This window comes from Ruegeria sp. CH10 (assembly GCF_056537125.1).
The window spans coordinates 53,249-77,617 of the sequence record NZ_JBQFQY010000006.1 but is presented as its reverse complement, the minus strand read 5'-3'; the positions used below and the strand labels follow the sequence as shown (position 1 = coordinate 77,617).

Here is a 24,369-nt window from a genome sequence, read left to right as displayed (position 1 = left end):
CAAGCCACAAAGCGGTTATCCGATGTTATACGTGCGAACAGCTTACTTCCGTCGCAGGTGTTCGTCCAATCGGGGCATTATTTCCACAAAATTGCAGGGCCGGTGGCGGTAATCGAATTGTTTTTCAAGAATCCCGTCCCAGGCATCTTTGCACGCACCCGGACTGCCCGGCAGCGCGAACAGATAGGTGCCCTGCGCCACCCCGCCTGTGGCGCGCGACTGCACGGCGGACGTGCCGATCTTTTCCATTGAAATCAGGGTGAAGACCGTGCCGAATGCCTCGATCTCCTTTTCATAGACGTCCCGGTGCGCCTCGACGGTGACGTCACGCCCGGTCAGGCCGGTGCCCCCGGTTGAGATCACGACGTCAATCTCGGGGTCTCCGACCCACAGGCGCAACTGTGCCGCGATCTCGCCGCGTTCATCGCGGATGATCTTGCGATCCGCCAGGCTGTGCCCCGCGCGTGCGATCCGGTCGACCAATGTCTGGCCTGAGCGGTCATCTTCCAACGAACGTGTGTCCGAGACGGTCAGAACAGCGATCCGAACCGGGATGAATTCCATGCTTTCATCAATGCGTGACATGTGGCGTCAGGCCCTTTCCAAAATGGCAAGCCGGATGGCAAGGGCGGCAAAAATGCCCCCCGTCACCCAACCCATGATACGAGAGGCGCGCGGGTTCGAGATCAGAACCTTGCCCGCGCCGCCGGCAAAAACACCCACCAAGCCGTTCACCGCAAACCCGCCCAGCGCGATGATCACGCCAAAGATCAGGAATTGCGGCAGGATCGGACCCGAATTCGGGTCCACGAATTGCGGGATAAAGGCCAGAACGAACAGGATCACCTTGGGGTTGGTCAGATTCACCACCATCCCATCCCGAAAGGCATGCGTTGTGGGTTTCGCGGGGGCATCGGCTGACACCGCCCCGTTCCGGATCGCCCCCCAGGCCAGATACAGCAGATAGGCCACACCCAGCCAGCGGATGACATCGAACACCCATGGCAGGCTGTTCACCGCCGCGCCAAGACCCAGCCCTGCCAGTAAAACATGCACCATCAGCCCCGCCGATACACCGGCACTGGCGGCCAGCGCCGGTCTGGACCCTGATCGCAAACCCTGACCGAAACAGAACATCATATCCGCGCCGGGGGTGAAGTTCAGCGCCATAGCGGCGGGGATGAAGGCCAGCAGGGTCACTGTTTCAATCATTGGCCCACCTCGAACCAATTTACCGTTGGGCCCAGATTGGCAACCTGTGTCTGCCCGACAGCGCCGCGATAGCCCCAGCTGTCATGGATATGGCCGCAGAACACGATGTTCGGTTGCAGCCGCTCCACGGCATTGCGCACAGAGGTCGATCCCACGGACACCCCGCCCGAGGTGACATCGCCAAATCCTTTGGGCGGAGAATGGGTGATCAGCACGTCCGCAGCGTCGCAGCGATCCAGCAATTCTGCCGCCTCGGCCTCGGTCAGATCGCAGGACCAGTCGCCAAAGGGTGTGACCGGCACGCCGTAGCCCAGCCCGAACAGGCGCAGACCGTCCAGCGTCATCCCGCTGCCATGCAGCACATGCCAGCCTTCGGGCGCGGCATCCGTCAGTTCTTGCGCGCTTTCGGCGTTTCCGGGCACCATCACAAACGGGGCCGAGATGCCCGAAAGCATCTGCATCGCCTCATCCAGACCTTGCCGCATGTTGCAGAAATCACCGGCTCCGATCACCAGATCGGCCCCGGCGCTGGCGGCCACAATGTCAGCCGCCCGGTTGCGCGCCATGTGCAGATCGGAAAAGGCCAGAATGCGCATCACTTGCCCCCTAGCCGGACTTTCAGCTCTAACAGATCCGCCCAGGCGTGGCGCTTGGCCTGCGGCTGGCGCAGCAGATAGGCCGGGTGGAACATCGGGATCACCGGCAGCTCCAGCGCCTGATCCCATTGTCCCCGCAGCCGGGTGATGCCGCATTTGCCCAGCACCGCCTGACAGCTGATATTGCCCATGACCACCAATACATCCGGTTTTGCCAAGGCAACGTGCCGTTCAAGGAAAGGCTTCATCATCCCGATTTCTTCGGGTTTAGGGTCGCGGTTCTGCGGCGGCCGCCATGGCAGCACATTGGTGATATAGACGTTCTGGCCGCGATCCAGATCAATCGCCGCCAACATCCGGTCCAGCAACTGCCCCGCGCGGCCCACAAAAGGCTTGCCCGCGCGGTCTTCCTCGCGCCCCGGCGCTTCGCCGATGATCATCACCCGTGCGCCCGGTGTGCCGTCGGCAAACACCAATTGCCGCGCACCACGTTTCAGCTCGCAATGCTCATACGCATCCATCGCCGCGCGCAACTGATCCAGTGACGCGGCCCCCTGTGCTGCGGCTTTGGCCACCTGAACCGGGTCTACCTGCTTGGGCTTTTCCGGGGCGGCGGCCACAGCGGTCGGTTTCTTGGCCTTGGGCGCAGTGTCCGGCAGCGCATAGCGATCCACCGGGGCATCCCCGATTGCATCCGTTGCGCCCAGTTCGATCTGCCAATCCAGCAGCGCCCGCGCGGTGTGATAGTCCAATGCCGATTCCATAGACCTCAATCTAACCAGCTTTTGACCGAGGGAAAGCGAATTGCCCTTGATCGGGCGTCCCGTCGCACCGACCATTGGCGCATTCATGGCTGTTGTGTTGCGATTCCTTTTGACCATTGCCCTGCTGATCACATTCAGCGGCCCCGTCTTTGCGCAGATCAACACCCGCGAAGGGCTGCACAATCGGGGCGGAATACAAGACCGAACCCCCCAATGTCGCGGCGGGCAGTCAAAATGTGGCAACCGGTGCTGCTCGGCCGGGCAGCGATGCAGCTTTGACAACCACTGTATCCCCCTGGGCGGCACCTATTGCGGTGGCGGTCTGTCCTGCGGCCCGTTCGAACGCTGCATCGGCAGCCGCCGATGCGCCCCCAAGGGCGAAAACAAATGCCGCACAAGCCTGGATTGCCCAAGCGGCACCTCGTGCAATGGGCGCGGCGAGTGCGAGGCGATCTCGCTCAAGTTCACACTGCCCAAGCCCAGCGCCAGATGTGACGACGGCAGCACCTGCGCCACGGGCACCGCCTGCTTGCCGGGCGGCGGATGCACGCGCCCCGGCTGGTTTTTATGCGAGGAAACCGGCTCGCAATGCCGCCAGGGGTTCAAATGCTCGGCCAATCAGGGATGCGTGCCGGTCAAAGCGGTCGATTGCGGCAATGCCAGGTGGTGCAAACCCGGTGAACAGTGCCTGCCCGATGGCGGGTGCGAGAAACTGCCCGAAGGGTCTGATCCTTAGGTTGCCTTGGCCCGCGCGGCTTCTTATAAGCGGCTCGATTGTCAGACCGGAGCCCGCCCATGCGTTTTGCCCATCGTCACCTTCTTGGCATCGAGCATCTGTCGCAATCCGATATCACCGCCATTCTTGATCTGGCCGAGACCTATGTCGACCTGAACCGGCAATCGGCCAAGCATTCCGATGTGCTGTCGGGGCTGACGCAGATCAACATGTTCTTTGAGAACTCGACCCGCACGCAGGCCAGTTTTGAACTGGCAGGCAAGCGGCTGGGCGCGGATGTGATGAACATGGCGATGCAGGCCAGCTCGATCAAAAAGGGCGAGACGCTGATCGACACGGCGATGACGCTGAACGCGATGCATCCCGATCTGCTGGTGGTGCGGCATCCGCATTCCGGTGCCGTGGACCTACTGGCGCAGAAAGTGAATTGCGCGGTGTTGAATGCCGGTGACGGGCGGCACGAACACCCGACGCAGGCCCTGCTGGACGCGCTGACCATCCGCCGCGCCAAGGGTCGCCTGCACCGGCTGAACATCGCAATCTGCGGAGACGTGGCGCATTCCCGCGTGGCGCGCTCGAACCTGATCCTGCTGGGCAAGATGGAAAACCGCATCCGTCTGATCGGCCCGCCTACGCTGGTTCCCGGCCAGTTCGCAGAATTTGGTGCCGAGATTTACGACGACATGAACGACGGCCTGCGCGACGTCGACGTCGTCATGATGCTGCGCCTCCAGAAAGAGCGCATGGATGGCGGTTTCATCCCGTCCGAGCGCGAATATTACCACCGCTACGGGCTGGATGCGGCGAAACTGGCGCTGGCCAAGCCCGATGCCATCGTCATGCATCCCGGCCCGATGAATCGCGGCGTGGAAATCGACGGCACGCTGGCTGATGACATCAACCGATCCGTCATTCAGGAACAGGTTGAGATGGGCGTCGCCGTCCGCATGGCCGCGATGGAGCTGTTGGCCCGGAACCTGCGCGAGGCCGCATGAGCGATCTGACCATCGCCCCCCATGAACGCGGTGTGATCCGCCTGTTCACGCTGGACATGCGCGCCGAAGAGGCGAAGTTCCTGCGTGAACCCGGTGCTGCTGATCAGGTTCTAGGGGTCGAGGGGCTGGACGCAGAGCAGATTGATATCTTTCCGGTCGCTGACCTCGAAGACCTTGGGCTCTATGGATACCTGCACGAAGGCTGCGGCGTGTCCGAGGATCAGCTGAACCGTACTGCACTCGACGCCATCGAAGGCTGGGTGATGGTGGTGCGCAGCGCCGCGTTCGGTGATCGCGCCGCCAATTTGACGCCGGACCCAAGGGTTCACCTACAAGGTCTCTATACCGAAGAGGCCACCAACTGGACCGGCGGGCCGATCAAAACCGAAAGCGCACGGCCCTTCTCGGCCCCGCAGTCACCGGTCGAGACCGGTCAGTCCAATCGTGTCGGCTCGGCCCTTTTGGCGGTGATCATCCTATTTGTTGTCGGAGGTGCCCTGTGGCTGATCCTGTAACCTTCACCCCGCACAAACGCGCCTATATCCAGACCAACCTGACCCTGGCCGCCATCGCCATGGCGGGGGCAATGATCGTGCTTTGGCTGATCGGCAACCCCTATGTCTGGACCGGAGCGCCCGCCGGGCTGGCCGCCATCGGCATCCGCGCGTGGTATCTGGCGTCCGAGGAATTGACAAATACGTGGGAGATGTCTGACACCACCCTCACCGGCCCCGGCCCGCGCGTCGTGCCGCTGAATCAGATTGAGGCGGTCAACATCATGGGCAGTTTCGTGCAGGTCGTCACCAAAAGCGGCGACAAACACCTGATCAAATACCAAGCCGACCCCGCCGCCACCAAAGCCGCCATCGAAAGGGCCATTGGATGAGCGACGACTGGTGGCGCGAGAAAATACCCGACAATGAAGGGGTTCTGTGGGCCGGTCAGCCCTATCAAGGCTATTTTCCTCCGCGTCTGCGTTGGGCCTACGGGATTCTGGTTGCCAGCCTTGGTCTGGCCTGGCTCGCCAGCCCGTGGTTTGCAGACACCGTGCGCGATTACTGGCAACTGATCAGTTGCACGCTGCTGCTGGCGTTTTTCATGTGGTGGGATCGGTTGATCCGCACGCGACGCGTCTATGTGGTGACCGATCGCAATGTCTGGTGGATCAGCGCGATCTTCAAAGCGAAATCCATTCCCGTTCATCCCGACCTGAAATTCTATCGCAACGGACGGAACATCGTATTCTCGCACCTGCGATTTCGCGTGTTCGAATACCTGCCCGACCCGGACGCCGCCATGGCAGCCCTGACCAAAGCCCGAGAGGCCCAGACATGACCGACCAGATTTTCACCAACACCCGCCTGATCGACCCCGAGGCCGGAACGGACACGCTTGGCTGGCTGCAGGTCTCAGAGGGCCGCATAGCCGCCCTTGGTCAGGGTGCCGCTCCGGCCTCGGACGCGCAGGTGATCGACTGCGATGGGCAATGTCTGGCCCCCGGCATCGTCGATATCGGCGTCAAGGTCTGCGAGCCGGGCGAGCGGCACAAGGAAAGCTATAAATCCGCCGGTCTGGCCGCTGCTGCTGGCGGTGTGACCACTATCGTCACCCGCCCTGACACGCTGCCCGCCGTGGACACGCCGGAAACGCTGGAATTCGCAACCCGCCGCGCTCAGGCGGATGCGCCGGTCAACGTGTTGCCCATGGCAGCCCTGACCAAAGCCCGCGAAGGCCGCGAGATGACCGAGATCGGCTTTCTGCAAGACGCAGGTGCCGTGGCTTTTACCGATTGCGACCATGTGATCGCCAATACCAAAGTGTTTTCCCGCGCGCTGACCTATGCGAAATCCTGCGGCGCGCTGGTGATTGCACACCCGCAGGAACCCATCCTGAGCGCCGGGGCCGCTGCCACCAGCGGCAAGTTCGCCGCGCTTTACGGTCTGCCCGCCGTCTCGCCCATGGCCGAGCGCATGGGGCTGGATCGCGACATCGCTCTGCTTGAAATGACCGGCGCCAAGTACCACGCCGATCAGATCACCACCGCCCGCGCCCTGCCCGCATTGGACCGCGCCAAGCGCAACGGGCTGGACATCACCGCAGGCACATCGATCCACCATCTGACGCTGAATGAGCTGGACGTGGCCGACTATCGCACCTTCTTCAAGGTCAAGCCGCCGCTTCGGTCCGAGGACGACCGCCAGGCGGTGATCGAAGCCGTGCGGACCGGGCTGATTGACATCATCAGTTCCATGCACACCCCGCAGGACGAAGAAAGCAAGCGCCTGCCGTTTGAAGAGGCGGCCTCGGGCGCAGTCGCGCTGGAAACCCTGCTGCCCGCCGCGCTGCGGCTCTATCATGCGGATCAACTGGACCTGCCGACCCTGTTCCGCGCCATGGCCCTGAATCCGGCGAAACGGCTGGGGCTGGACTCGGGTCGTCTGGCCGAGGGTGCACCCGCCGATTTGGTGCTGTTCGACCCGGATGTGCCTATTGTGCTGGATCGGTTTGCCCTGAAATCGAAATCGCAGAACACACCGTTTGACGGGCAGCGCATGCAGGGTAAGGTCTCTGCAACTTATGTTGCAGGCCAAGAAGTATATCGGAGACCCTGATGCCCCCAATCGACAGTACGACGACCCAGCTGATCCTCTGGGCCGCGATGGGATATCTGATGGGATCGATCCCCTTTGGTATGATCCTTGCCAAAGTCATGGGCCTGGGCAACCTGCGCGAAATCGGGTCCGGCAATATCGGCGCAACCAATGTGCTGCGCACCGGCAACAAAGCCGCCGCCGCGCTGACGCTGATCCTGGACGCGGCCAAGGGGGTGGTCGCTGTCTTGCTCGCCCGGGCGCTGGCGGGCGAAGATGCCGCCCAGATCGCAGCACTGGCTGCCTTTCTTGGGCATTGCTTTCCGGTCTGGTTGGGGTTCAAGGGCGGCAAGGGCGTGGCCACCTTTTTCGGCCTGTGGCTGGCACTGGACTGGCGCGTGGGCGTGGCCTGTTGTGTGACCTGGCTGGTGACGGTGGCGATCTGGCGCATGTCTTCGCTGGGGGCGCTGGTCGCGGCCTCGCTTTCAACCATCTGGGTGCTGTTGCTGACCGATGGGACAGGCTTTTTCCTGGGCATCGTACTGACCCTGCTGGTCTATTGGCGTCACGGCAGCAACATCTCGCGGATCAAAGCCGGGACTGAGCCCAAAGTCGGCCAGTCTTGAACGAGACCGGCCCTTTTCTGAACGCCTTCTTCTCTCTCCCGCTTGGAACTTGCACCGGACGCAGCAATGACCGGCGCTATGTGGTCAGCCGAACAGTGCTGGCCAATGGCAAAAGCCACAAGCTCGTCGCGCATGAGTTGGGTGGCACGGATTACATCAGCCTAAACCTGTATCTGACGCAAAACAGCGGTGCGCTGCTGCGTCCGTGCGAAATGCCCGCGCAGAAAGTCATTGATTTTGTGACCTCATTTGTCGCCGATCCCTGACCCTTTTTGCGCATTTTTGAACATCCGCCCTTCGCATGCGCACATTCACAATTGATTGTTTTGAACGTGATGACGGGATTACCCACTTCGGTTTCGTGACGGCCAATTACCGACCGCACGGAACAAAATCGAAAGGGTTGCCCAGACACAATTCCCGTGTCGTCCGGTGGCTCAATTCACGAAAGGTGAAAACCATGAACAAGATCAAATCCCTCATCGGCGGCGTTGCACTGTCCGTCGCAGTTGCAAGCACGGCCCTGGCCGCTGGCGTTGAACTGAACGCAAGCTCGACCGGCCTGGCGCTGCAGGGTTATGACCCGGTTGCCTACTTCACCGTTGGCGAGGCCACCAAAGGCGATTACCGCATCACCACCCTGCACAATGATGCACTGTACCGCTTTGCCAATGAAGAAAACAAAGCAGCCTTCGAAGAAAACCCCGAAGCGTACCTGCCCGCATATGGCGGCTACTGCGCATTCGGCACCGCGATGGGCTTCAAGTTCGACGGCGACCCGAACTATTGGAAAATCGTTGACAACAAGCTGTACCTGAACCTGTCGGCAGACATTCAGGAACGCTGGGAAGGCGACATCCCGGGCTTTAACGAGCGGGCAGACGCCAACTGGAAAGACATCGCAGAGAAAACGCCGGCCGAACTGCAAGCGCAGTAATCCGACCGCTTAGGCGAAAGAACCGGTGGCAGAGAGATCTGCCGCCGGTTTTCTTTTGTACAGGCACTTATACTTCCAGAACCGTACTGCCCGTGGTCTGACGCGCCTCAAGCGCGCGATGGGCATCGGCCACCTGATCCAGCGCAAAACGCTGATCGATGTGAATCTTGACCTCGCCGCCTTCGACCTTGTTGAACAGACGCCGCGCCATGGCCTGACAGACGGCATGATCCGCAATATGGGTGAACAGCGTCGGCCGCGTGATCTTGAGCGAGCCTTTTTTGCCCAAAACCCCGATATCCATCAGCGGCACCGGCCCCGACGCATTGCCGAAGGAAATCATCATGCCCAGCGGTTTCAGGCAATCCAGCGATCCGTTGAACGTATCCGCCCCGATGGAATCCATGACAACATCAACGCCTTTGCCGCCGGTGATCTCGGCCACGCGTTCGGCAAAGTTTTCCGTCCGGTAGTTGATGCAATGGGCTGCGCCGTTGAATTGCGCCAGACTGCATTTTTCGTCTGTTCCGGCCGTACCGATCAGGGTGATCCCCTCAGACTTGGCCCACTGACAGGCGATCAACCCCACCCCACCGGCAGCGGCATGGAACAGAACGGTATCCCCGCGCCTCAGCGGTGTTGTGCGGTGAAACAGATATTCGACCGTCATCCCCTTGAGCATCATCGCCGCCGCCGCGTCATAGGTGATCCCCTCGGGCAAAGGACAGACCTGCGCGGCGGGCATCACCCTTGCCTCGGCATAGGCGCCTGAGGGCGCGGCGGCATAGGCGGCGCGCTGACCAGGCTGCAAATGGGTGACGCCCTCGCCCACGGCCTCAATCACGCCTGCGGCCTCCATCCCCAACGCATGCGGCAGCTCTAGCGGGTAGAGACCGGTGCGTTGATACACATCGATGAAATTCAACCCGCAGGCCCTGTGCCGGATGCGCACCTCACCGGGGCCGGGCTCGCCCACGGGGCGGTCTTCGATCCTCAGAACTTCGGGGCCGCCGTGTTCATGAATGACGACGGTTCTTGCCGTTTGCTGCATGCTGACCTCCTGTTGCCTGACGCCAAGCTAACACGCCTGAAAATAAGGGCAATCGGCAGGATTTGGCCGCATGCAACCTCAGCGTGAAAATCACGCTGAGATGCGGCTCTTTGCGCAGATTAGAACGGCCTTAACCGGCCACGTTCAGAACGATCTTGCCAATATGGCCCGAGCTTTCCATCCGCGCATGGGCCGCTGCGGCATCGGCCAAATCGAATGCGCTGTCCATGACGGGGGCGACCTTTCCGGCCTCAAGCAGGGGCCAGACCGCTTCGCGCAGGTTTTGCGCAATCCGCGCCTTGGCCAGATCGCTTTGAGGGCGCAGGGTGCTGCCGGTCAGGGTCAGGCGTTTCACCATCATCAGAGCAAAGTTCAGCTCGACCTGTGGGCCTTGCAGGAATGCGATTTGCACCAGCCGGCCATCTTCGGCCAGTGATTTCACGTTGCGCGGGATATAGTCACCGCCCACCATATCGAGGATCAGGTTCGCGCCCCCTTCGGCTCGCATGACGCCAACAAAATCCTCATCGCGGTAGTTGATCGCGCGTTCCGCACCCAGTTTCAGGCAGGCTTCGCATTTCTCGTCCGATCCGGCGGTGGCAAAGACCCGCGCGCCAAAGCTGTGGGCCAGTTGAATCGCCGTGGTCCCGATCCCGCTGGAGCCGCCATGGACCAGAAACCGTTCCCCTGCTTTCAGCCCGCCACGCATGAAGACGTTGGACCAGGCGGTAAAGAAGGTCTCGGGCAGGCAAGCGGCCTCTTTCAGCCCCATGCTCTGAGGCACCGGAAGACAATGCGCGGCCGGGGTGGCCACATATTCGGCATAGCCACCACCGGGTAGCAGGGCACAAACCTGATCACCGATCGACAGCCCCTCAACACCCGGCCCCACGGCAACCACTTCGCCCGAGGCCTCAAGCCCCGGCAAATCGCTGGCACCCGGGGGCGGATCATAGGCCCCGGCCCGCTGCAACGCGTCAGGGCGGTTCACCCCGGCATAGGCCACTTTCAGCACCACCTGACCCGCTTGCGCCTCGGGGACCGGGCGCTCGGTCAGTTGCAAAACATCCGGGCCGCCGGGCTTGGTGATTTCTACAGCGCGCATCGTCTGGGTCATGGGCAAATCCTCCTTGGCCCAATGCCTAGCAGGCTAATTCGGGAAGGCCCAGACGCTTACTTGCGCGGGTTCAGCATCCCCGGCAAATCCGCCCGCATTTTCATCGGAGGTTTGACTTGACCGGCAAGCCAGTTCGGCACGGCCAGAAAGGGTTTGAACAGCGGGTTGCCATTCACCTGCGCCTTGAGCTTTTCGATCTGCATCACGTTGTCGATACGGCGATCCAGAAACGACCAGGTCCTTTCATGGTCCGGCGAGTCGTCGCCCAGCCAGAACAACAGGGTCGAGGAATACACCCCCGACAGAGTCGCCCGCTTGGTGTACCAGTTCACATCATCCGACGTGTCGCCCAGCGTGTCCCAGATCAGATCGCAGGTCTGCCACAATGCTTTAGCCCCATCCGCTGCATGGGTTGGTAGGGAAAACAGCGTCATGCCACGGCGCACCAGTTCTTTGTCGGGTACGGCTTCAAGCCGGAATCGGACAGCAGCAGCCACCTTTTCGCGGAACTTCATCTCGGACATATCGGTGGTGGTCAGACGTTCGACCATCGCCGCATCCCCGCGCGCATGGAACGCCAGCGCCAGATCGACCGCCCCACGCGGGCAGATCGCGCGGGCCAGACCGTCATCCAGATCGCAGTCGCTGATGGCGGCGCGAAAGCTGGCCTCGGACCAGCCATCGAACGGCACATGCATCAGGATGGCGTCCAAAAGCTGTTGTTTTGTATCTTCGTAGGTAACGGTCATGGCGGTTCTCCGGTTCTGGGACCCAGTACTAGACAAGATAGGTGCGCTTTGCTATACGGCCACTTCCTGCAAATCCTTGCAACTCTATCTAGAAAGGTGGTGACAACCACATGCAGGTTAGTGTTCGCGACAATAACGTCGATCAGGCGCTTCGTGCCCTGAAGAAAAAGCTGCAGCGCGAAGGCGTTTTCCGTGAAATGAAGCTCAAGCAACATTTCGAGAAACCGTCCGAGAAAAAAGCGCGTGAGAAAGCTGAAGCGATTCGTCGTGCCCGTAAACTGGCACGCAAGAAAGCCCAGCGCGAAGGTCTGCTCTAAGCACCTGACGCTCTTCCAGCTTTGGATGACACTATTTGACGACCCCCGAGGCCCCGCCCGGGGGTTTGTCGTTTTCGACACCAGTTGCAATCCGCCGATCCGGCCCCGAGCCTCAGCAACAAGCCGCCAGTTCTGACTCGGCAGGATTTTGCCCGGCATTTTGCAGCGCAGCGAATCGTTCTCTGACAGCACGCGCCTGCCGGAATTCGCGCAAATCCACGCCCCCTCTGTCCGCCGTTCGAATGCCCCGTGTAATTGGCCCCGTCTACTCAGACGACCACTCATAACCGGAGGCAGAAATGTCGACTGCAAGTACAATCGAGCAGGAAATGCTGGCGCTGATCAACCAAGAGCGCACATCCCGCGGGCTGGAGCCCCTGAAACTGGAAACCAACCTGAACGCATCGGCCGAGGATCATAGTGAATGGATGCTGGACGCAGACAGATTCAGCCACACGGGCTCGAACGGGTCCAGCGCGACCGAGCGGATGCGGGATGCCGGCTTTGATTTCTCGGGCAGCTGGCGATCGGGCGAAAACATCGCGTGGCAATCTGAACGCGGCGCGCCAGGGATCAGCGATGATGTCGCGCAATTGCACCAAAACCTGATGAACAGCCCGGGCCACCGCGCCAACATCCTGAACCCCGATTTCGAATATATCGGCATCGGGATCGAGGAAGGCGACTATAACGGGTGGGATGCCGTGATGGTCACGCAGAACTTTGCCACCACCGACGGTGAGGTGGTTCTGGACACCGGCGTCGCCCCCGCAGCGCCCGAGGAAGAAGTGACTGACCCGCAAACCCCCATTGCAGAAGTCCCCGAACCCGACGCAACCGAGACGCCCGCCACAGATCTGGTTGAGGTCGAGGAACCGGTCGACCAAACGCCCGAAACCGAGGACACTCCCGAGGTCGTCGCGACTCCGGTTCAGGAAACCGAGACCCCGGAACCCGTTGCTCAAACCCCTGTTGAAACAGCGTTCGACGTCGATGCGTTCCTTGCGTCTATTCTTGAGTTCTTTAACAGCCCTCGCAGGCCCGCCGATGAGTTCGAATTGGCTGAAACCGAAACGGCCGATGCTGCGGCAGAGGATGATGCGTTCATGCTGTTTTGGGATCGTTGCGAAGAAACCCCGACTGAGTCGCCCCCCGAGTCGGTCGCTGCAGATACCCTGCAAAATGGGTTTTTGTGGCAAATACCGGTCGATGACGACTATGTGATGAGCTTTTTCTGACGTCTGAGACGGTGTTTGGGGCACTGCACCGGTGCCCCTCGGCCCTTTATTGGCCCGTCTGCGCGGGTTTTTGCACAAACATAACGATCTCGGTGGTGACAATTCGCCGAGTGGGTCGGGCCGCCCAGATTGCGACCTTATCCCGCCAAATTCTCGCCATTAAGGTCGCTCCAAAATAACGAATTCTTACGGAGGCAGAGTCATGTCCAACGCTAGCGCGCTAGAACGGCAGATGCTTGCACTGATCAATGAAGAACGCACAAGCCGGGGGCTACAGCCTCTGCAGCTTGAACAGAGGCTGAATGATTCAGCCGAAGACCACAGCGAATGGATGCTGCAAACAGACACGTTCAGCCACACGGGACAGGGTGGATCCAGCGCCACGGCACGCATGAGAGATGCGGGCTTTCAATTCTCTGGCGCGTGGCGTTCCGGTGAAAACATTGCGTGGCAATCTGAACGCGGACCCAATGGTGCCAGCGATGACGTCGTGCAATTGCATCAGTCTCTGATGAACAGCCCCGGCCACCGGGCCAATATCTTGAACCCCAATTTCAAATATATCGGAATCGGGATCGAAGAAGGCGACTTCAACGGATGGGACGCTGTGATCGTCACGCAAAACTTTGCGACGACTTCGGCACCGGTTCTGTTGGATACCGGCGCATCAGGCGGCGCACCCAATCCCGCACCGTCGCCATCACCGACGCCTGCGCCAGTGCCAGTTCCCGACGAAACGCCGGAACCGGATCTTACACCGGTTCGCCAGGAGGTTTGGGCTGGGACTCAGGGCACCGCACAAGACGATTGGCTGGTGCTAAGAGACGGCAGCGCCGGGGTTCTGGACGGACGCAACGGGGCCGATACTTTGGTCGGCAAAGGCGGCTCGGATACGCTGTTGGGGCGGTACGGGTTTGACACGCTGATTGGAAATAACGGCAACGACAAGATTTATGCCGGCCATGGGAACGACAAAGCATATGGCGGCAACAACAACGACCTGATCTATGGCGGCGTGGGGCAAGACCTGCTCTATGGCGGCAATGGCCAGGATCGTCTGTTTGGCGGGGACGGGGCCGATACTGCACATGGCGGTGCAGGCTGGGACCAGATCCAGGGCGGCAATGGCAATGACGACCTGTCTGGCGGCGACGGCAATGACAGGCTCAGTGGTCAGGCCGGCAATGACGACCTTGATGGTGGCAACGGAAACGATTGGTTGTTTGGCGGTCTGGGTGACAACGTCCTGACGGGTGGTTCCGGTGCCGACGATTTCGTTTTTGGTTATGGCGACCAGCGCGTGACCGATTTTGACGCTGACGAAGGCGATCAGGTCTTTTTGAAATTTGTCAAATCATCGATCCAAAACTACCAGGACCTGATGAACAACCACATCTCACAACGTGGCAGTGATGTCGTGATTGAGGATGACAACGGGTATCAGCTCGTGCTGGAAGACACGTCACTGTCCGAGTTGAGCAACGAAAACTTTCTGTTCTGACTTTCACGCATCAGACAGTCCCGGAATGAAAAACGCCCCCAATTCGGGGGCGTTTTTGTCAGTAGATTTTCGGGACGTGCAATTCGTCCGGCAGAACCCTGCGCTCGTATTCGGGGTTATATTTGCGGTCGGGCAGATCGACCTTTTCCTGCGGCACGTCTCCATAGGGGATTTTGGTCAGCAGGTGTTCGATACAGTTCAGGCGTTCGCGTTTCTTGTCATTACCTTCGACAATGTACCAAGGCGCTTCGGGGATGTTGGTGCGGAAGAGCATATCTTCTTTGGCTTTTGTATACGCCTCCCACCGGATGCGGGATTCCAGGTCCATCGGTGACAATTTCCACTGTTTCATAGGGTCATGGATACGCATGAGGAATCGCAACTGTTGCTCTTCGTCGGTGATCGAGAACCAGTATTTCAGCAAAATAATCCCCGACCGCACCAGCATCCGTTCAAATTCCGGAACGTCCTGAAAGAACTGTTCAACCTGATCTTCGCTGGCAAAGCCCATGACCCGCTCAACACCTGCGCGGTTGTACCACGAGCGGTCGAACAGGACGATTTCGCCCGCCGCAGGCAGATGCGGCACATAGCGTTGGAAGTACCACTGGCTCTGCTCACGCCGGCTGGGGGCAGGCAATGCCACCACGCGGGCGACCCGAGGGTTCAGGCGCTGGGTGATCCGTTTGATCACGCCCCCCTTGCCTGCACTGTCACGGCCTTCGAATAGGATACAGACCTTAGCTCCTGTATGCTGCACCCAGTCCTGTACCCTGATCAGTTCGGCCTGCAGGCGCAGCAGGTTTCTGAAATAGACCTTGCGGTCCAGCATATCGGGGTGCTGATCCTTGTAGATCTTGCGAACTTCCATCGACAACATCGGTTCGCTGAATTCGATCTCAAAATCTTCGTCCAGCGTATCTTCCAACTCGGCTTCCAGCCAGTCTTTGGGGACATCGTTATTTTCGTAAGCCAAAGTCACATCCTTATCGTCTATCGGGTCCGGACCGTACCCGGCGCGTGTAACCGCCAGATGTCATCAGATCAATTGATGAGGCCCTTGCAGACACTGCTGTGGCACGGGTTGCAGGCGGCGATCAGTCAGTTCCTTTGTGAACGCAGTTTTGGCGGGAAACAAGCGATAGAATTGCCGCATCACCAGCGCGTTGGCCCAAGATTGCCGCTTTTCGCCCTTGCCACGGGGCGTGTTCCCGCGGCAACAATAGCGCGTCCTTTCCCCTGAGAAGCCCATGGCGCATTTCCTGTCTCTTTTGCCCGCTATCTGGCCGTGGCTCATTCTGATCACCGCGCAGGTGTTTGCTGCGTCAGGTCGACAAGGACTGGGCCTGGTCCTGCTTGGCACCTTTGGCTGTGCTGCGCTGGCCATGGGTCTGGTAACCCCTTTGGCGGTGGCGCTTGTCGGTGTTGGCTTGTTTGGCGCGGCCGGTTTGCGGCGTTTATCCGGGGGTGCGGCTCTGGCGGGGCATCTGGCGCTGATCCTGTGGTGCCTGGCACTGGGGGCGCATCTGTTTCCGGGCTTTCACAACCTGTTGGTATTGGATCAGGTTCAGGCTAGCCCCGGCAGCGCCGATTTCACCATGTATCTGAACCTGGACAAACCTCTGGTTCTGTTTGCGGTGTTGTTGGCATGGCCGGGCATGGTCCGGACCTCAGACCCGTTCAGACCATGGTTGCTGACGACCGGACTAGTGCTGCTTCCCGCCCTGTTCCTGCTGGGTCTGACCGTCGGAGCGGTACGGTTCGACATCGGCCTGCCCGCATGGTGGCTGATCTTTGCCCTGTCGAACCTGTTTCTGACCTGCCTGACCGAAGAGGCCTTTTTTCGCAGCTATCTGCAATCGGTTTTGATCCCCAAAATCGGAACCGCCGCAGGGATCGCAGCGGCCAGTCTGTTGTTTGGTCTGGTCCATGCAGGCGGCGGTGCCGCGCTGGTGGTCCTAGCATCTGTTCTGGGGGTCGCCTGCGGGCTGGGGTATTACGCGACCGGGCGGTTATGGGTTCCGGTTGTGATGCATTTCGGCTTTAACGCACTGCATCTCGTCCTGTTCACCTATCCCGGCCCGGCTTGATCAAACCGGCAAGGCGGTGGTCTTGAACACCGTCCGCAATGCAAACGAGCTTTGCATCTGTGCCACCCCCGGCAGGCGGGACAGGTACTGACGATGGATGCGGGCGAAGTCCTCGGTGTTTTCGGCAACGACCTTTAGGATGTAATCCGCCGTACCCGCCATCAGGTGACACTCCAAAACGTCGGGAATACGCGCCACGGCCTTTTCGAACGCGTCCAGAACCTCCTCCGCCTGTCCTTGCAGCGTAATCTCGACAAAGACCGTCGTCGGCACGTTCATCTTGCGCGCGTCCAACAAGGCTACGTAGTTGCGGATATAGCCATCCGCCTCAAGCCGTTGCACGCGCCTGTGGCAGGCCGAGGGCGACAGGTTCACCTGTTCAGACAGCTCCGCATTCGACATGCGGCCATCGCGTTGCAGGGCCGCAAGAATCTTCTTATCCGTCGTATCCAGGCTCATTCGCGCAATTCCATTGCAAGTTTTAAAACTAATACCGGAAAATTTCCCAAACAACACCCCGATGACAGGCAGAGTTTCACAGAAATTGCACTTCAACATGCCTATATTTTGGGCAGTTTATAAACGGAGATCCCAAATGAAGATCGGCTGCCCCAAGGAAATCAAACCCCAGGAATTCCGCGTCGGCATGACCCCCAACGCCGCGCAAGAGGCCATTGCCCGCGGCCACGACGTCATCATTGAAACCAATGCCGGCATCGGCGCAGGCTTTGACAATGACGCCTATATCGCGGCCGGTGCGCAGGTCGTCGACACCGCCCAAGAGGTGTTCGCCGCCGCAGACATGATCGTCAAGGTCAAGGAGCCACAAGCAGCCGAACGCAAGATGCTACGCGAGGGGCAGCTGCTGTTCACCTATCTCCACCTTGCCCCCGACCCGGACCAGACACATGACCTGCTGGCCTCGGGCTGTACCGCAATCGCCTATGAGACTGTCACTGACGCGCATGGCGGCTTGCCCCTGCTGGCCCCGATGTCCGAGGTTGCAGGCCGTCTGGCCCCTCAGGTCGGATCGTGGACCCTGCAAAAGGCCAATGGTGGCCGCGGTGTTCTGATGGGTGGCGTTCCGGGCGTTGGGCCGGCCAAGGTGGTTGTGATCGGTGGTGGTGTCGTGGGGACGCACGCGGCGCAGATTGCGTCTGGCATGGGTGCGGATGTGACCGTGCTCGACCGCTCATTGCCGCGCCTGCGTTATCTGGACGACGTGTTCGGACGCCAGTTCAAGAACCAGTACTCAACCGCTGGCGCAACCGCCGAGCTGATCCAGGATGCCGATATGGTCATCGGCGCGGTGCTGATCCCCGGTGCCGCCGCACCCAAGCTGATCAGCCGCGATCAGCTGTCGACCATGAAGCCCGGTGCGGTTCTGGTGGACGTGGCCATCGACCAGGGCGGGTGTTTCGAGACGTCAAAGGCAACCACCCACGCGGACCCGATCTATGATGTAGACGGCATCATGCACTATTGCGTGGCCAACATGCCGGGCGCGGTCGCCCGCACCTCGACCATCGCGCTGGGGAACGCCACGATGCCCTTCATGCTGTCGCTGGCTGACAAAGGCTGGAAACAAGCCTGTCAGGACGATCCGCACCTGCTGGCCGGTCTGAATGTGCACGCAGGCCAACTGACCTATTACGCGGTCGGCAAGGCATTGGGAATCGACGTGGTTTCGCCCAACGTGGTGATCAAATCCTGAGGCGCTCCCGCCCCTGAAAGCGCCCTCTGCCGAGGGCGTTTACAGCGTTGGGCCGGGCACCGCGCCTATCGGCGCGGTGCGGTCGGACAAAACGCAACGGGTGTCATAAACGAAACAGCGCCGCGCGATCAGCGCGGCGCCGGGCCCAACCGAAGAAGGGCATTTCAATGCCCGTACGACGGGCGGGAGGACTTACGCCTCTTTGTGAATCTCGACCGAATGCGGATATGGAATCGACACGCCTTTTGCATCGAACGCCTCTTTCACCGCTTTTGTGACCTCGAACTTCACATCCCAGTAATCCGCCGCCGCACACCAAACCCGTGCCGTCAGATCGACCGAGCTGTCGCCCAGATTTGTCACCCGCACCCAGGGCTCGGGGTCGCTATGAATGCGCTCATCCGCCTTGGCCACGTCCAGAATGATCTTCATCGCCTCATCCGCGCTGTCGCCATAATCGATGCCAAACACCAGATCGACGCGCCGCGTGTCATGAGCCGAGTAATTGGTGATCACAGTGCCCCAGGCCTGACCGTTCGGAACGATGATCTGTACATTGTCCGGCGTCACCAGTTCAGTCGTGAACAGGTTCAAATCCTTCACCGTACCCGCCGTACCGCCAATATCCACATACTGGCCCAGCTTATAGGGGCGGAACACAACCAGCATGACACCGGCAGCCAAATCGCTGAGCGTCCCCTGCAGAGCCAAACCAATCGCCAGCGAGGCAGCACCCAGAATGGCAACGATACTGGTCGCCTCAATCCCGAAGATCCCCAGCACGGCCACCAGAACCATCGCCAGTATGGCCCATTTGACCAGGCTGGCCATGAAATTGCCCAGCGTCGGGTCAATCTGCGGGGTCGAGTTGATCCGGCGGCGTACCATACCGCCAATCGCTCCGGCCACGATCCATCCAAGGATCAATACAATAAGCGCTTTAACGGCGCTCATGATCAATGGGGCGAACGCACCCACCTGTGTTACGACCTCGTCCACGCGTCTCTCCTTTTCACAACAAGACGCCCGCGTCTTGCGCGCGGGATTGGCGGAAACCTTAGCAAAAAAGTCATCTTGGTCTAGGTTTCAGTTCCCTCAGTTTTCCCCGTTGTTCACCCACAAACACCCGCTGACCAGTAATGCACAGCAACGGGTCTTACATGGTGGCCCGTGCCCACCTACCTTTCACAAGACATCGCAAACAGGAGGTCCCCCATGCTGGACGCCAACACTCACCCGATCATGTCCCGCTGGCCCGCACAAACCCCGGACCGGATACAGCTCTATTCCTTCCCCACACCCAATGGGGTCAAAGTCTCAATCATGCTCGAAGAAACCGGCCTGCCCTATGAGGCGCACAAGGTCACCCTGTCGGATACGGATGTCAAAAGCGACGCTTTCCTGTCGCTGAACCCCAACAACAAGATCCCCGCGATCATCGACCCCAACGGCCCGGATGGGGAACCCATCGGCCTGTTCGAAAGCGGCGCAATCCTGCTGTATCTGGCCGAAAAGACCGGGCAATTCATCGGCAAAAGCGCGTCTGACAAACACCGTGTCACCCAATGGCTGATGTTCCAGATGGGCGGTCTTGGGCCAATGTTCGGGCAGTTGGGCTTTTTCCACAAATTCGCCGGCAGCGAGATCGAGGACCCCCGCCCCCGGGAACGCTATGTCAACGAAGCCAGGCGCCTGCTGAACGTCCTGAACCAACAGCTGGACGGGAAGGACTGGGTGGCCGGAGACTACTCGATCGCCGATATGGCCATCGCCCCCTGGCTGCGCGGTTTGGATTTCTACGGCGCGAAAGAGCTGGTGGGCTGGGATGACCACGCCAATGTGGTGGCCTATCTGGATCGGTTCCTGCAGCGACCGGCGGTACAAAAGGGCCTAACAATCCCCGCACGGGATTGATCACCTGAAAACCGGGCTTGCGCCGCCCTCTGCCCGCAAGCCCAAAAAATCAGTTTAGCCCGGCAAAGCCCCGGTCAACACATAGCGCAAAACCTCAACCACCTGCTGCGGCTCCTCGGCCACGGCCAATGCTGCGGCATCCACCTCTTTCAGCGCATGCTGATGATCTGCGCCATGCAGGACGATCAAAGACTTGCCCAGGGCCGCCGCATATCCCGCATCAAAGGCAGCATTCCACTGCTTGTATTTCTCACCAAACCGCACAACCACCACATCGGCGTCTGAAATCCCCTTGCGGGTGCGGATCGCATTCACCATCGCACCTTTATGGTCATGCCAGTACTTGTTCGGCTCTGCGCCCAGAATGGCCACACCGCAATCATCGCTGGCCGCGTGATCCGTGACCGGGCTGTTGAATTCCACATCCAGGCCCTGCGCGCCAACAATAATCTGCTCGCGCCAATCCGTATGAATCTCACCGGATAGATACACCTTCAACATCGCAATCTCCTCTTCCCATGAAAAAGGGGCGCACCCCGCCCCTTCTTCTCGTTCAAAATACGGCCGCCGGAGGCGGATGCAACCTTAGCCGCGCAGCGTACCGCCGGTGGCCTTGGCGACCTTCTCGACAATCTTGGCACTGACGGCCTCGATCTCGTCTTCCTTCAGGGTCTTGTCCGTCGGCTGCAGCCGCACCGTGATGGCAAGGGATTTCTTACCCTCTCCCACACTGCCGCCGATGAATTCATCGAACACCCGGACATTGTCGATCAGAGCCTTGTCTGCACCAGCCGCCGCATTCACCAGCGTCAGGGCCTCGACGCCGGCGTCGACGACAAAGGCAAAGTCACGCTCAACCGCCTGAAGATCGCGCAACTCCAGCGCCGCGCGGGTCGCGCCGGTTTTGCGCGGCAAAGGCACCTCATCCGGCCAGATGGTAAAGGCCATCGCCGGGCCCTTGATGTCCATCGCCTGCAGGATGCGTGGGTGCAGTTCGCCAAACACGCCCAGCACTTTCTTGGGGCCCAGACAAATCCTGCCATGACGCCCCGGATGCCACCAGGCATCGCCGTCACGCAAAATCTGCACCTTGGCAGGCGCTCCGATAGCGGCCAGCACGGCCTCGGCATCTGCCTTTACATCGAACACATCCACCGGGCGCGAGGCCCCATGCACATCCTTGGGCCCGTCACGGCCGACCAAAAGGCCGGTAATCTGGGTTTTCTGGTCGCCGGGCTCACCGTCATGAAAGACCGGGCCGACCTCGAACAGGGCCACGTCTGCATATCCGCGCGCCTGATTGCGGGCGGCAGCCTGCAACAGACCGGGCAGCAGATCGGGGCGCATATGGCTCATCTCGGACGAGATCGGGTTTTCCAGCTGAGTGGCAGCATCCCCGCCCCCGAACAACGCAGCCGAGCCCTGATCGATGAACGTATATGACACGCATTCATTATACCCAAGCGCCGCGCAGGTGCGCCGCGCCATCGACTGGCGGCGTTGCGTCGGGGTCATCACCGGTTTCGGAATACCATCCGCAATGCGCGGCAGAGGTTTCCCTTGCAGCTTGGTCAGGGACGCAATCCGCGCGACCTCCTCCACCAGATCGGCCTCGCCCATGATGTCGGGGCGCCAGCTGGGCACATGGGCCATCTCGCCCTCAAGGCGGAAACCCAGACGGGTCAGGGTCTGACGCTGTTCGCTCTCTGGTATCTCCATCCCGACCAGAGACTGCACCCGTGCCGCATCCAGCTTGAACGCCCGCGCGTGGTTCGGCGCTTTGCCCGCCTCGACAACCGAAGAAACTTCACCCCCGCAGATATCCAGGATCATCTGCGTCGCCTGTTCCAAACCTTCGCGGGTGAAATCCGGGTCCACGCCGCGTTCGAACCGATAACGCGCGTCCGAGTTGATTTTCAACGCACGGCCCGTCAGGGCGATCTGGACATGATCCCAGAACGCGCTTTCAAGGAAGACATTGACCGTCTCATCGGTACAGCCGGTTTCCTCGCCACCCATGATACCGGCGATGGATTCGGGGCCCTTGTCGTCCGAGATCACCATCATGCCGGGCTGCAGGGTGTATTCCTTTTCGTCCAGCGCCACCAGCGTTTCGCCACCCTTGGCGCGATGAATCCGCAGGTTGCCTTGCACCTTTTCAGCATCGAAGACGTGCAGTGGGCGGTTCTGGTCAAAGGTCATGTAATTGGTGATATCCACCAGCGCCGAAATTGGGCGCAAACCGATGGCCTTCAACTGATCCTGCAACCATTGCGGGCTGGGGCCGTTTTTCACACCCCGGATCAGACGCCCGGTGAAATGCGGCGCACCGTCCAGCGTATCGTCGTCAATTGTCACCTTGATCGGGCATTCAAAATCGCCCGGTACCGGCGCATGGTTGTGCTCTTTCAACGTGCCAACCCCGCGCGCCGCCAGATCGCGCGCAATCCCGGCCACGCCCAGCGCATCGGGGCGGTTCGGTGTGATCGCGATTTCAATCATCGGATCAACCTTCGAGGGCTCATTCTCGGCCAGCCAATCGACAAAGCGATCACCCACCGCGCCCGAGGGCAGCTCGATGATGCCATCATGCTCGTCCGACAGCTCCAGCTCACGTTCCGAGGCCATCATGCCAAAGCTCTCGACGCCACGGATTTTGCCGACGCTGATGGTGATGTCCAGACCGGGGATATACATGCCCGGCTTGCAGACCACGACGGTGATCCCTTCGCGCGCGTTCGGCGCACCGCAGATGATCTGCAGATCGCCCTCGTCGGTTTCCACGGTGCACACACGCAGCTTGTCGGCGTCGGGATGCTTTTCCGCGTGTTTCACATGGCCCAGCGTAAAGCCCGCCAGCCGATCCGCCGGGTTCACGATCTCTTCGACCTCAAGGCCAAGGTCGGTCAGCGCCTCAGCGATCTCATCAACCGAGGCATCGGTATCGAGGTGGTCTTTCAGCCAGGACAGAGTGAATTTCATTGCTCGGGGCCTTTTTTGGCAGATATCCGTTTGGCACAGGCAATGACAAAGAATGCGCCAAGGTGCAAGCGCTGCGCGTCACGGATAGGTGGGGGTGCGGCCCAAAAGCTCGTCCAATTGCCGCCCGATCCAGCCATGGGGGATGAAATGCCCGCCCGGATGGGTGTCCAGCGTGACTTGCCCGCGCGCGCAGTCGGTCCATTCCACCCGGCTGAGGGTCAGGATCGGCACCACGCTCCAATCACCGCGCGGGGTGGCGTCGTGGCAGTCATAGGCCGCGCGCCACAGGGCCACCGGATAGGTCGCATCACCATCGGTTCCAAAGGGGAAATCCATGACCGTGTCGCTCAGGCCATGCACGTGGCGCGCCTCGCGCGGGGCCTCGGGGCAGTCTTCAGTCTGTCGAATACTGCCCGCGACGGCCAGCAGGGCAGCGACGTCATTGCCCGACTGGCACACATAGCGCCACGCCATCGCGCCGCCGAAGGAATACCCCGAAACATAAATGCGGTCAGGGTCCACCGGATAGCGTTTCGTCACATCCATTAGCACCGCGTCGGCAAAGGGCACATCCCGCGTGTCCGCTGTCCAGAAATTCCAGGTCTTGTTGGCCCCATTCGGCGCCACCAGCAGCACACCGCGCAGCTTCGTGGCCCCTGCGATACGCTCATGGTTCACCACCACGGTGCCCTGCCGTGCCCAGCCGTGGAAATGCAGCAACACGGGCAGAGGCGTTTCGCCATCCCACCCCTCAGGCTCCAGCACATGGTACGAGCGGTCGCCCACAGGGCAGGCGGTATCGCCATGGCAACCGGCGGCGGCGGCTTGTGTGGCGGTCAGCAGAAACAGGCAGAGCAGTCGGTACATCATGCGCCCGACCCTAGCCACCTGACGCCGCCTGTCACGTCACAACCCTGTGGGAACCTGTAACAAGCCGCGCTGTCGCCAGACCGCGGGGTGGCGATCCAAGGTTTGTATTAGGCACTTTATGCCTGCCAAATCCGAGCGCTGTTCGAGCGTCGCACTGGTGGAGACAAATCGCCAGCCCGTCCGGGCGGTGTCGTCCATTGGGCTCGAACCAATGGCGCCGCAATGAACGACCGATAGCGCGGCGGCCTATCGGCCTTTGCTCCGCGCTTTCAGCGTCGATCTGCTAGTCGCCTAGAGTTATCCTAAGAACAAAATATATTGTACCCACCAAGCCCGCAAACAATAGGTACACAACCAACGTGTTAAACA

Annotated in this window: 28 protein-coding genes; 15 read left to right on the top strand and 13 right to left on the bottom strand. The window is 60.4% G+C overall.

Translation table 11 applies throughout. From position 1 onward, the window contains the following. Window positions 1–42: 42 nt before the first annotated feature. From moaB to ACRZ94_RS16805, 4 genes are read right to left on the bottom strand one after another with little or no spacing between them, the layout of a single operon-like run. Window positions 43–585 (bottom strand): molybdenum cofactor biosynthesis protein B, encoded by a 543-nt coding sequence (moaB, locus tag ACRZ94_RS16820; protein WP_480797883.1) that lies wholly within the window; start codon window positions 583–585, stop codon window positions 43–45. A gap of 6 nt (window positions 586–591) precedes the next feature. Continuing rightward, the gene (locus tag ACRZ94_RS16815; protein WP_480655568.1) at window positions 592–1,212 is read right to left on the bottom strand and encodes a LysE family translocator; all 621 of its coding nucleotides are present in this window, start codon (window positions 1,210–1,212) and stop codon (window positions 592–594) included. Then, a complete protein-coding gene (locus ACRZ94_RS16810; RefSeq protein ID WP_480655570.1) occupies window positions 1,209–1,808 on the bottom strand; it encodes a metallophosphoesterase family protein in 600 nt (199 codons plus the stop codon). Before ACRZ94_RS16810 ends, ACRZ94_RS16815 begins: the two co-directional genes overlap by 4 nt. Then, window positions 1,808–2,572 carry a uracil-DNA glycosylase gene (locus ACRZ94_RS16805; RefSeq protein WP_480797882.1) on the bottom strand — a complete coding sequence of 255 codons (765 nt, stop codon included), beginning with the start codon at window positions 2,570–2,572 and terminating at the stop codon, window positions 1,808–1,810. Before ACRZ94_RS16805 ends, ACRZ94_RS16810 begins: the two co-directional genes overlap by 1 nt. Before the next feature lie 46 nt (window positions 2,573–2,618). On the opposite strand from ACRZ94_RS16805, the gene ACRZ94_RS16800 reads away from it, so the two are divergent. The 9 genes from ACRZ94_RS16800 to ACRZ94_RS16760 all read left to right on the top strand — a co-directional run bounded on the left by ACRZ94_RS16800 (window position 2,619) and on the right by ACRZ94_RS16760 (window position 8,457). Beyond that, a complete protein-coding gene (locus tag ACRZ94_RS16800; protein ID WP_480797881.1) occupies window positions 2,619–3,308 on the top strand; it encodes a scavenger receptor class F, member 2 in 690 nt (229 codons plus the stop codon). 59 nt (window positions 3,309–3,367) lie between these two features. Next, window positions 3,368–4,303, top strand: coding sequence for an aspartate carbamoyltransferase catalytic subunit (locus tag ACRZ94_RS16795; RefSeq protein WP_480655576.1), 936 nt, complete (start codon window positions 3,368–3,370; stop codon window positions 4,301–4,303). Next, window positions 4,300–4,818 carry a hypothetical protein gene (locus tag ACRZ94_RS16790; RefSeq protein ID WP_480797880.1) on the top strand — a complete coding sequence of 173 codons (519 nt, stop codon included), beginning with the start codon at window positions 4,300–4,302 and terminating at the stop codon, window positions 4,816–4,818. The genes ACRZ94_RS16795 and ACRZ94_RS16790 overlap by 4 nt, the downstream gene beginning before the upstream one ends. Next, complete coding sequence (locus ACRZ94_RS16785; RefSeq protein WP_480797879.1) at window positions 4,803–5,189, top strand: hypothetical protein; 387 nt, start codon at window positions 4,803–4,805, stop codon at window positions 5,187–5,189. The genes ACRZ94_RS16790 and ACRZ94_RS16785 overlap by 16 nt, the downstream gene beginning before the upstream one ends. Continuing rightward, complete coding sequence (locus tag ACRZ94_RS16780) at window positions 5,186–5,638, top strand: hypothetical protein (RefSeq protein WP_480655582.1); 453 nt, start codon at window positions 5,186–5,188, stop codon at window positions 5,636–5,638. The genes ACRZ94_RS16785 and ACRZ94_RS16780 overlap by 4 nt, the downstream gene beginning before the upstream one ends. Further along, window positions 5,635–6,915, top strand: a complete 1,281-nt coding sequence (pyrC, locus tag ACRZ94_RS16775) for a dihydroorotase (RefSeq protein ID WP_480655584.1) — start codon at window positions 5,635–5,637, stop codon at window positions 6,913–6,915. The genes ACRZ94_RS16780 and pyrC overlap by 4 nt, the downstream gene beginning before the upstream one ends. Next, window positions 6,915–7,520: a glycerol-3-phosphate 1-O-acyltransferase PlsY gene (gene plsY, locus ACRZ94_RS16770; protein WP_480655586.1), complete on the top strand. Its 606-nt coding sequence runs from the start codon at window positions 6,915–6,917 to the stop codon at window positions 7,518–7,520. The genes pyrC and plsY overlap by 1 nt, the downstream gene beginning before the upstream one ends. Continuing rightward, window positions 7,517–7,786: a hypothetical protein gene (locus ACRZ94_RS16765; RefSeq protein WP_480797878.1), complete on the top strand. Its 270-nt coding sequence runs from the start codon at window positions 7,517–7,519 to the stop codon at window positions 7,784–7,786. Before plsY ends, ACRZ94_RS16765 begins: the two co-directional genes overlap by 4 nt. A 194-nt stretch (window positions 7,787–7,980) precedes the next feature. After that, window positions 7,981–8,457: a YHS domain-containing (seleno)protein gene (locus tag ACRZ94_RS16760; RefSeq protein ID WP_480655590.1), complete on the top strand. Its 477-nt coding sequence runs from the start codon at window positions 7,981–7,983 to the stop codon at window positions 8,455–8,457. Window positions 8,458–8,524: 67 nt separating this feature from the next. Here the strand turns inward: ACRZ94_RS16760 and ACRZ94_RS16755 are convergent, their stop codons facing one another. The 3 genes from ACRZ94_RS16755 to ACRZ94_RS16745 form a co-directional block, all read right to left on the bottom strand. Then, window positions 8,525–9,508: a quinone oxidoreductase family protein gene (locus tag ACRZ94_RS16755; RefSeq protein ID WP_480655591.1), complete on the bottom strand. Its 984-nt coding sequence runs from the start codon at window positions 9,506–9,508 to the stop codon at window positions 8,525–8,527. Window positions 9,509–9,638: 130 nt separating this feature from the next. Then, window positions 9,639–10,625 carry an NAD(P)H-quinone oxidoreductase gene (locus ACRZ94_RS16750; protein WP_480655593.1) on the bottom strand — a complete coding sequence of 329 codons (987 nt, stop codon included), beginning with the start codon at window positions 10,623–10,625 and terminating at the stop codon, window positions 9,639–9,641. 56 nt (window positions 10,626–10,681) lie between these two features. Further along, a complete protein-coding gene (locus ACRZ94_RS16745; protein WP_480655595.1) occupies window positions 10,682–11,374 on the bottom strand; it encodes a COQ9 family protein in 693 nt (230 codons plus the stop codon). A gap of 110 nt (window positions 11,375–11,484) precedes the next feature. Between ACRZ94_RS16745 and rpsU the strand changes: the two genes are divergently transcribed. The 3 genes from rpsU (at window position 11,485) to ACRZ94_RS16730 (ending at window position 14,430) form a co-directional block, all read left to right on the top strand. Further along, complete coding sequence (rpsU, locus tag ACRZ94_RS16740) at window positions 11,485–11,691, top strand: 30S ribosomal protein S21 (RefSeq protein ID WP_005614280.1); 207 nt, start codon at window positions 11,485–11,487, stop codon at window positions 11,689–11,691. 299 nt (window positions 11,692–11,990) lie between these two features. After that, the gene (locus ACRZ94_RS16735) at window positions 11,991–12,929 is read left to right on the top strand and encodes a CAP domain-containing protein (protein WP_480655597.1); all 939 of its coding nucleotides are present in this window, start codon (window positions 11,991–11,993) and stop codon (window positions 12,927–12,929) included. Window positions 12,930–13,131: 202 nt separating this feature from the next. After that, on the top strand, window positions 13,132–14,430 hold the full coding sequence (locus tag ACRZ94_RS16730; RefSeq protein ID WP_480797877.1) for a CAP domain-containing protein: 1,299 nt from the start codon (window positions 13,132–13,134) through the stop codon (window positions 14,428–14,430). 58 nt (window positions 14,431–14,488) lie between these two features. On the opposite strand, the gene ppk2 is transcribed toward ACRZ94_RS16730, so the two are convergent. Continuing rightward, window positions 14,489–15,406 (bottom strand): polyphosphate kinase 2, encoded by a 918-nt coding sequence (gene ppk2, locus ACRZ94_RS16725; protein WP_480655601.1) that lies wholly within the window; start codon window positions 15,404–15,406, stop codon window positions 14,489–14,491. Between the two features lie 274 nt (window positions 15,407–15,680). On the opposite strand from ppk2, the gene ACRZ94_RS16720 reads away from it, so the two are divergent. Next, window positions 15,681–16,520, top strand: coding sequence for a CPBP family intramembrane glutamic endopeptidase (locus tag ACRZ94_RS16720; RefSeq protein WP_480797876.1), 840 nt, complete (start codon window positions 15,681–15,683; stop codon window positions 16,518–16,520). Here ACRZ94_RS16720 and ACRZ94_RS16715 read toward each other — a convergent pair whose 3' ends face one another. After that, entirely contained in the window at window positions 16,521–16,979 is a 459-nt protein-coding gene (locus tag ACRZ94_RS16715) for an Lrp/AsnC family transcriptional regulator (protein ID WP_480655605.1), read from the bottom strand. It abuts the gene before it with no gap. Window positions 16,980–17,115: 136 nt separating this feature from the next. On the opposite strand from ACRZ94_RS16715, the gene ald reads away from it, so the two are divergent. After that, the gene (ald, locus tag ACRZ94_RS16710) at window positions 17,116–18,234 is read left to right on the top strand and encodes an alanine dehydrogenase (protein WP_480655606.1); all 1,119 of its coding nucleotides are present in this window, start codon (window positions 17,116–17,118) and stop codon (window positions 18,232–18,234) included. 192 nt (window positions 18,235–18,426) lie between these two features. On the opposite strand, the gene ACRZ94_RS16705 is transcribed toward ald, so the two are convergent. Further along, entirely contained in the window at window positions 18,427–19,188 is a 762-nt protein-coding gene (locus ACRZ94_RS16705; protein ID WP_480797954.1) for a mechanosensitive ion channel family protein, read from the bottom strand. A 261-nt stretch (window positions 19,189–19,449) separates the two neighbouring features. On the opposite strand from ACRZ94_RS16705, the gene ACRZ94_RS16700 reads away from it, so the two are divergent. Continuing rightward, entirely contained in the window at window positions 19,450–20,148 is a 699-nt protein-coding gene (locus tag ACRZ94_RS16700) for a glutathione S-transferase family protein (RefSeq protein WP_480797875.1), read from the top strand. 54 nt (window positions 20,149–20,202) lie between these two features. Here the strand turns inward: ACRZ94_RS16700 and ACRZ94_RS16695 are convergent, their stop codons facing one another. The 3 genes from ACRZ94_RS16695 to ACRZ94_RS16685 all read right to left on the bottom strand — a co-directional run bounded on the left by ACRZ94_RS16695 (window position 20,203) and on the right by ACRZ94_RS16685 (window position 24,000). Further along, on the bottom strand, window positions 20,203–20,649 hold the full coding sequence (locus ACRZ94_RS16695; protein WP_480655610.1) for a YtoQ family protein: 447 nt from the start codon (window positions 20,647–20,649) through the stop codon (window positions 20,203–20,205). Window positions 20,650–20,733: 84 nt separating this feature from the next. Continuing rightward, on the bottom strand, window positions 20,734–23,130 hold the full coding sequence (gene pheT, locus ACRZ94_RS16690; protein WP_480655611.1) for a phenylalanine--tRNA ligase subunit beta: 2,397 nt from the start codon (window positions 23,128–23,130) through the stop codon (window positions 20,734–20,736). A gap of 78 nt (window positions 23,131–23,208) precedes the next feature. After that, on the bottom strand, window positions 23,209–24,000 hold the full coding sequence (locus ACRZ94_RS16685; protein WP_480797874.1) for a CE1 family esterase: 792 nt from the start codon (window positions 23,998–24,000) through the stop codon (window positions 23,209–23,211). Window positions 24,001–24,369 lie beyond the last annotated feature (369 nt).

What these genes read in the sequence shown, in the direction of transcription:
- moaB (WP_480797883.1), bottom strand. Translation starts at nt 585, where the DNA reads ATGTCACGCATTGATGAAAGCATGGAATTCATCCCGGTTCGGATCGCT.
- ACRZ94_RS16815 (WP_480655568.1), bottom strand. Translation starts at nt 1,212, where the DNA reads ATGATTGAAACAGTGACCCTGCTGGCCTTCATCCCCGCCGCTATGGCG.
- ACRZ94_RS16810 (WP_480655570.1), bottom strand. Translation starts at nt 1,808, where the DNA reads ATGCGCATTCTGGCCTTTTCCGATCTGCACATGGCGCGCAACCGGGCG.
- ACRZ94_RS16805 (WP_480797882.1), bottom strand. Translation starts at nt 2,572, where the DNA reads ATGGAATCGGCATTGGACTATCACACCGCGCGGGCGCTGCTGGATTGG.
- ACRZ94_RS16795 (WP_480655576.1), top strand. Translation starts at nt 3,368, where the DNA reads ATGCGTTTTGCCCATCGTCACCTTCTTGGCATCGAGCATCTGTCGCAA.
- ACRZ94_RS16790 (WP_480797880.1), top strand. Translation starts at nt 4,300, where the DNA reads ATGAGCGATCTGACCATCGCCCCCCATGAACGCGGTGTGATCCGCCTG.
- ACRZ94_RS16780 (WP_480655582.1), top strand. Translation starts at nt 5,186, where the DNA reads ATGAGCGACGACTGGTGGCGCGAGAAAATACCCGACAATGAAGGGGTT.
- pyrC (WP_480655584.1), top strand. Translation starts at nt 5,635, where the DNA reads ATGACCGACCAGATTTTCACCAACACCCGCCTGATCGACCCCGAGGCC.
- plsY (WP_480655586.1), top strand. Translation starts at nt 6,915, where the DNA reads ATGCCCCCAATCGACAGTACGACGACCCAGCTGATCCTCTGGGCCGCG.
- ACRZ94_RS16760 (WP_480655590.1), top strand. Translation starts at nt 7,981, where the DNA reads ATGAACAAGATCAAATCCCTCATCGGCGGCGTTGCACTGTCCGTCGCA.
- ACRZ94_RS16755 (WP_480655591.1), bottom strand. Translation starts at nt 9,508, where the DNA reads ATGCAGCAAACGGCAAGAACCGTCGTCATTCATGAACACGGCGGCCCC.
- ACRZ94_RS16750 (WP_480655593.1), bottom strand. Translation starts at nt 10,625, where the DNA reads ATGACCCAGACGATGCGCGCTGTAGAAATCACCAAGCCCGGCGGCCCG.
- ACRZ94_RS16745 (WP_480655595.1), bottom strand. Translation starts at nt 11,374, where the DNA reads ATGACCGTTACCTACGAAGATACAAAACAACAGCTTTTGGACGCCATC.
- rpsU (WP_005614280.1), top strand. Translation starts at nt 11,485, where the DNA reads ATGCAGGTTAGTGTTCGCGACAATAACGTCGATCAGGCGCTTCGTGCC.
- ACRZ94_RS16735 (WP_480655597.1), top strand. Translation starts at nt 11,991, where the DNA reads ATGTCGACTGCAAGTACAATCGAGCAGGAAATGCTGGCGCTGATCAAC.
- ACRZ94_RS16730 (WP_480797877.1), top strand. Translation starts at nt 13,132, where the DNA reads ATGTCCAACGCTAGCGCGCTAGAACGGCAGATGCTTGCACTGATCAAT.
- ACRZ94_RS16720 (WP_480797876.1), top strand. Translation starts at nt 15,681, where the DNA reads ATGGCGCATTTCCTGTCTCTTTTGCCCGCTATCTGGCCGTGGCTCATT.
- ACRZ94_RS16715 (WP_480655605.1), bottom strand. Translation starts at nt 16,979, where the DNA reads ATGAGCCTGGATACGACGGATAAGAAGATTCTTGCGGCCCTGCAACGC.
- ald (WP_480655606.1), top strand. Translation starts at nt 17,116, where the DNA reads ATGAAGATCGGCTGCCCCAAGGAAATCAAACCCCAGGAATTCCGCGTC.
- ACRZ94_RS16705 (WP_480797954.1), bottom strand. Translation starts at nt 19,188, where the DNA reads ATGAGCGCCGTTAAAGCGCTTATTGTATTGATCCTTGGATGGATCGTG.
- ACRZ94_RS16700 (WP_480797875.1), top strand. Translation starts at nt 19,450, where the DNA reads ATGCTGGACGCCAACACTCACCCGATCATGTCCCGCTGGCCCGCACAA.
- ACRZ94_RS16695 (WP_480655610.1), bottom strand. Translation starts at nt 20,649, where the DNA reads ATGTTGAAGGTGTATCTATCCGGTGAGATTCATACGGATTGGCGCGAG.
- pheT (WP_480655611.1), bottom strand. Translation starts at nt 23,130, where the DNA reads ATGAAATTCACTCTGTCCTGGCTGAAAGACCACCTCGATACCGATGCC.
- ACRZ94_RS16685 (WP_480797874.1), bottom strand. Translation starts at nt 24,000, where the DNA reads ATGATGTACCGACTGCTCTGCCTGTTTCTGCTGACCGCCACACAAGCC.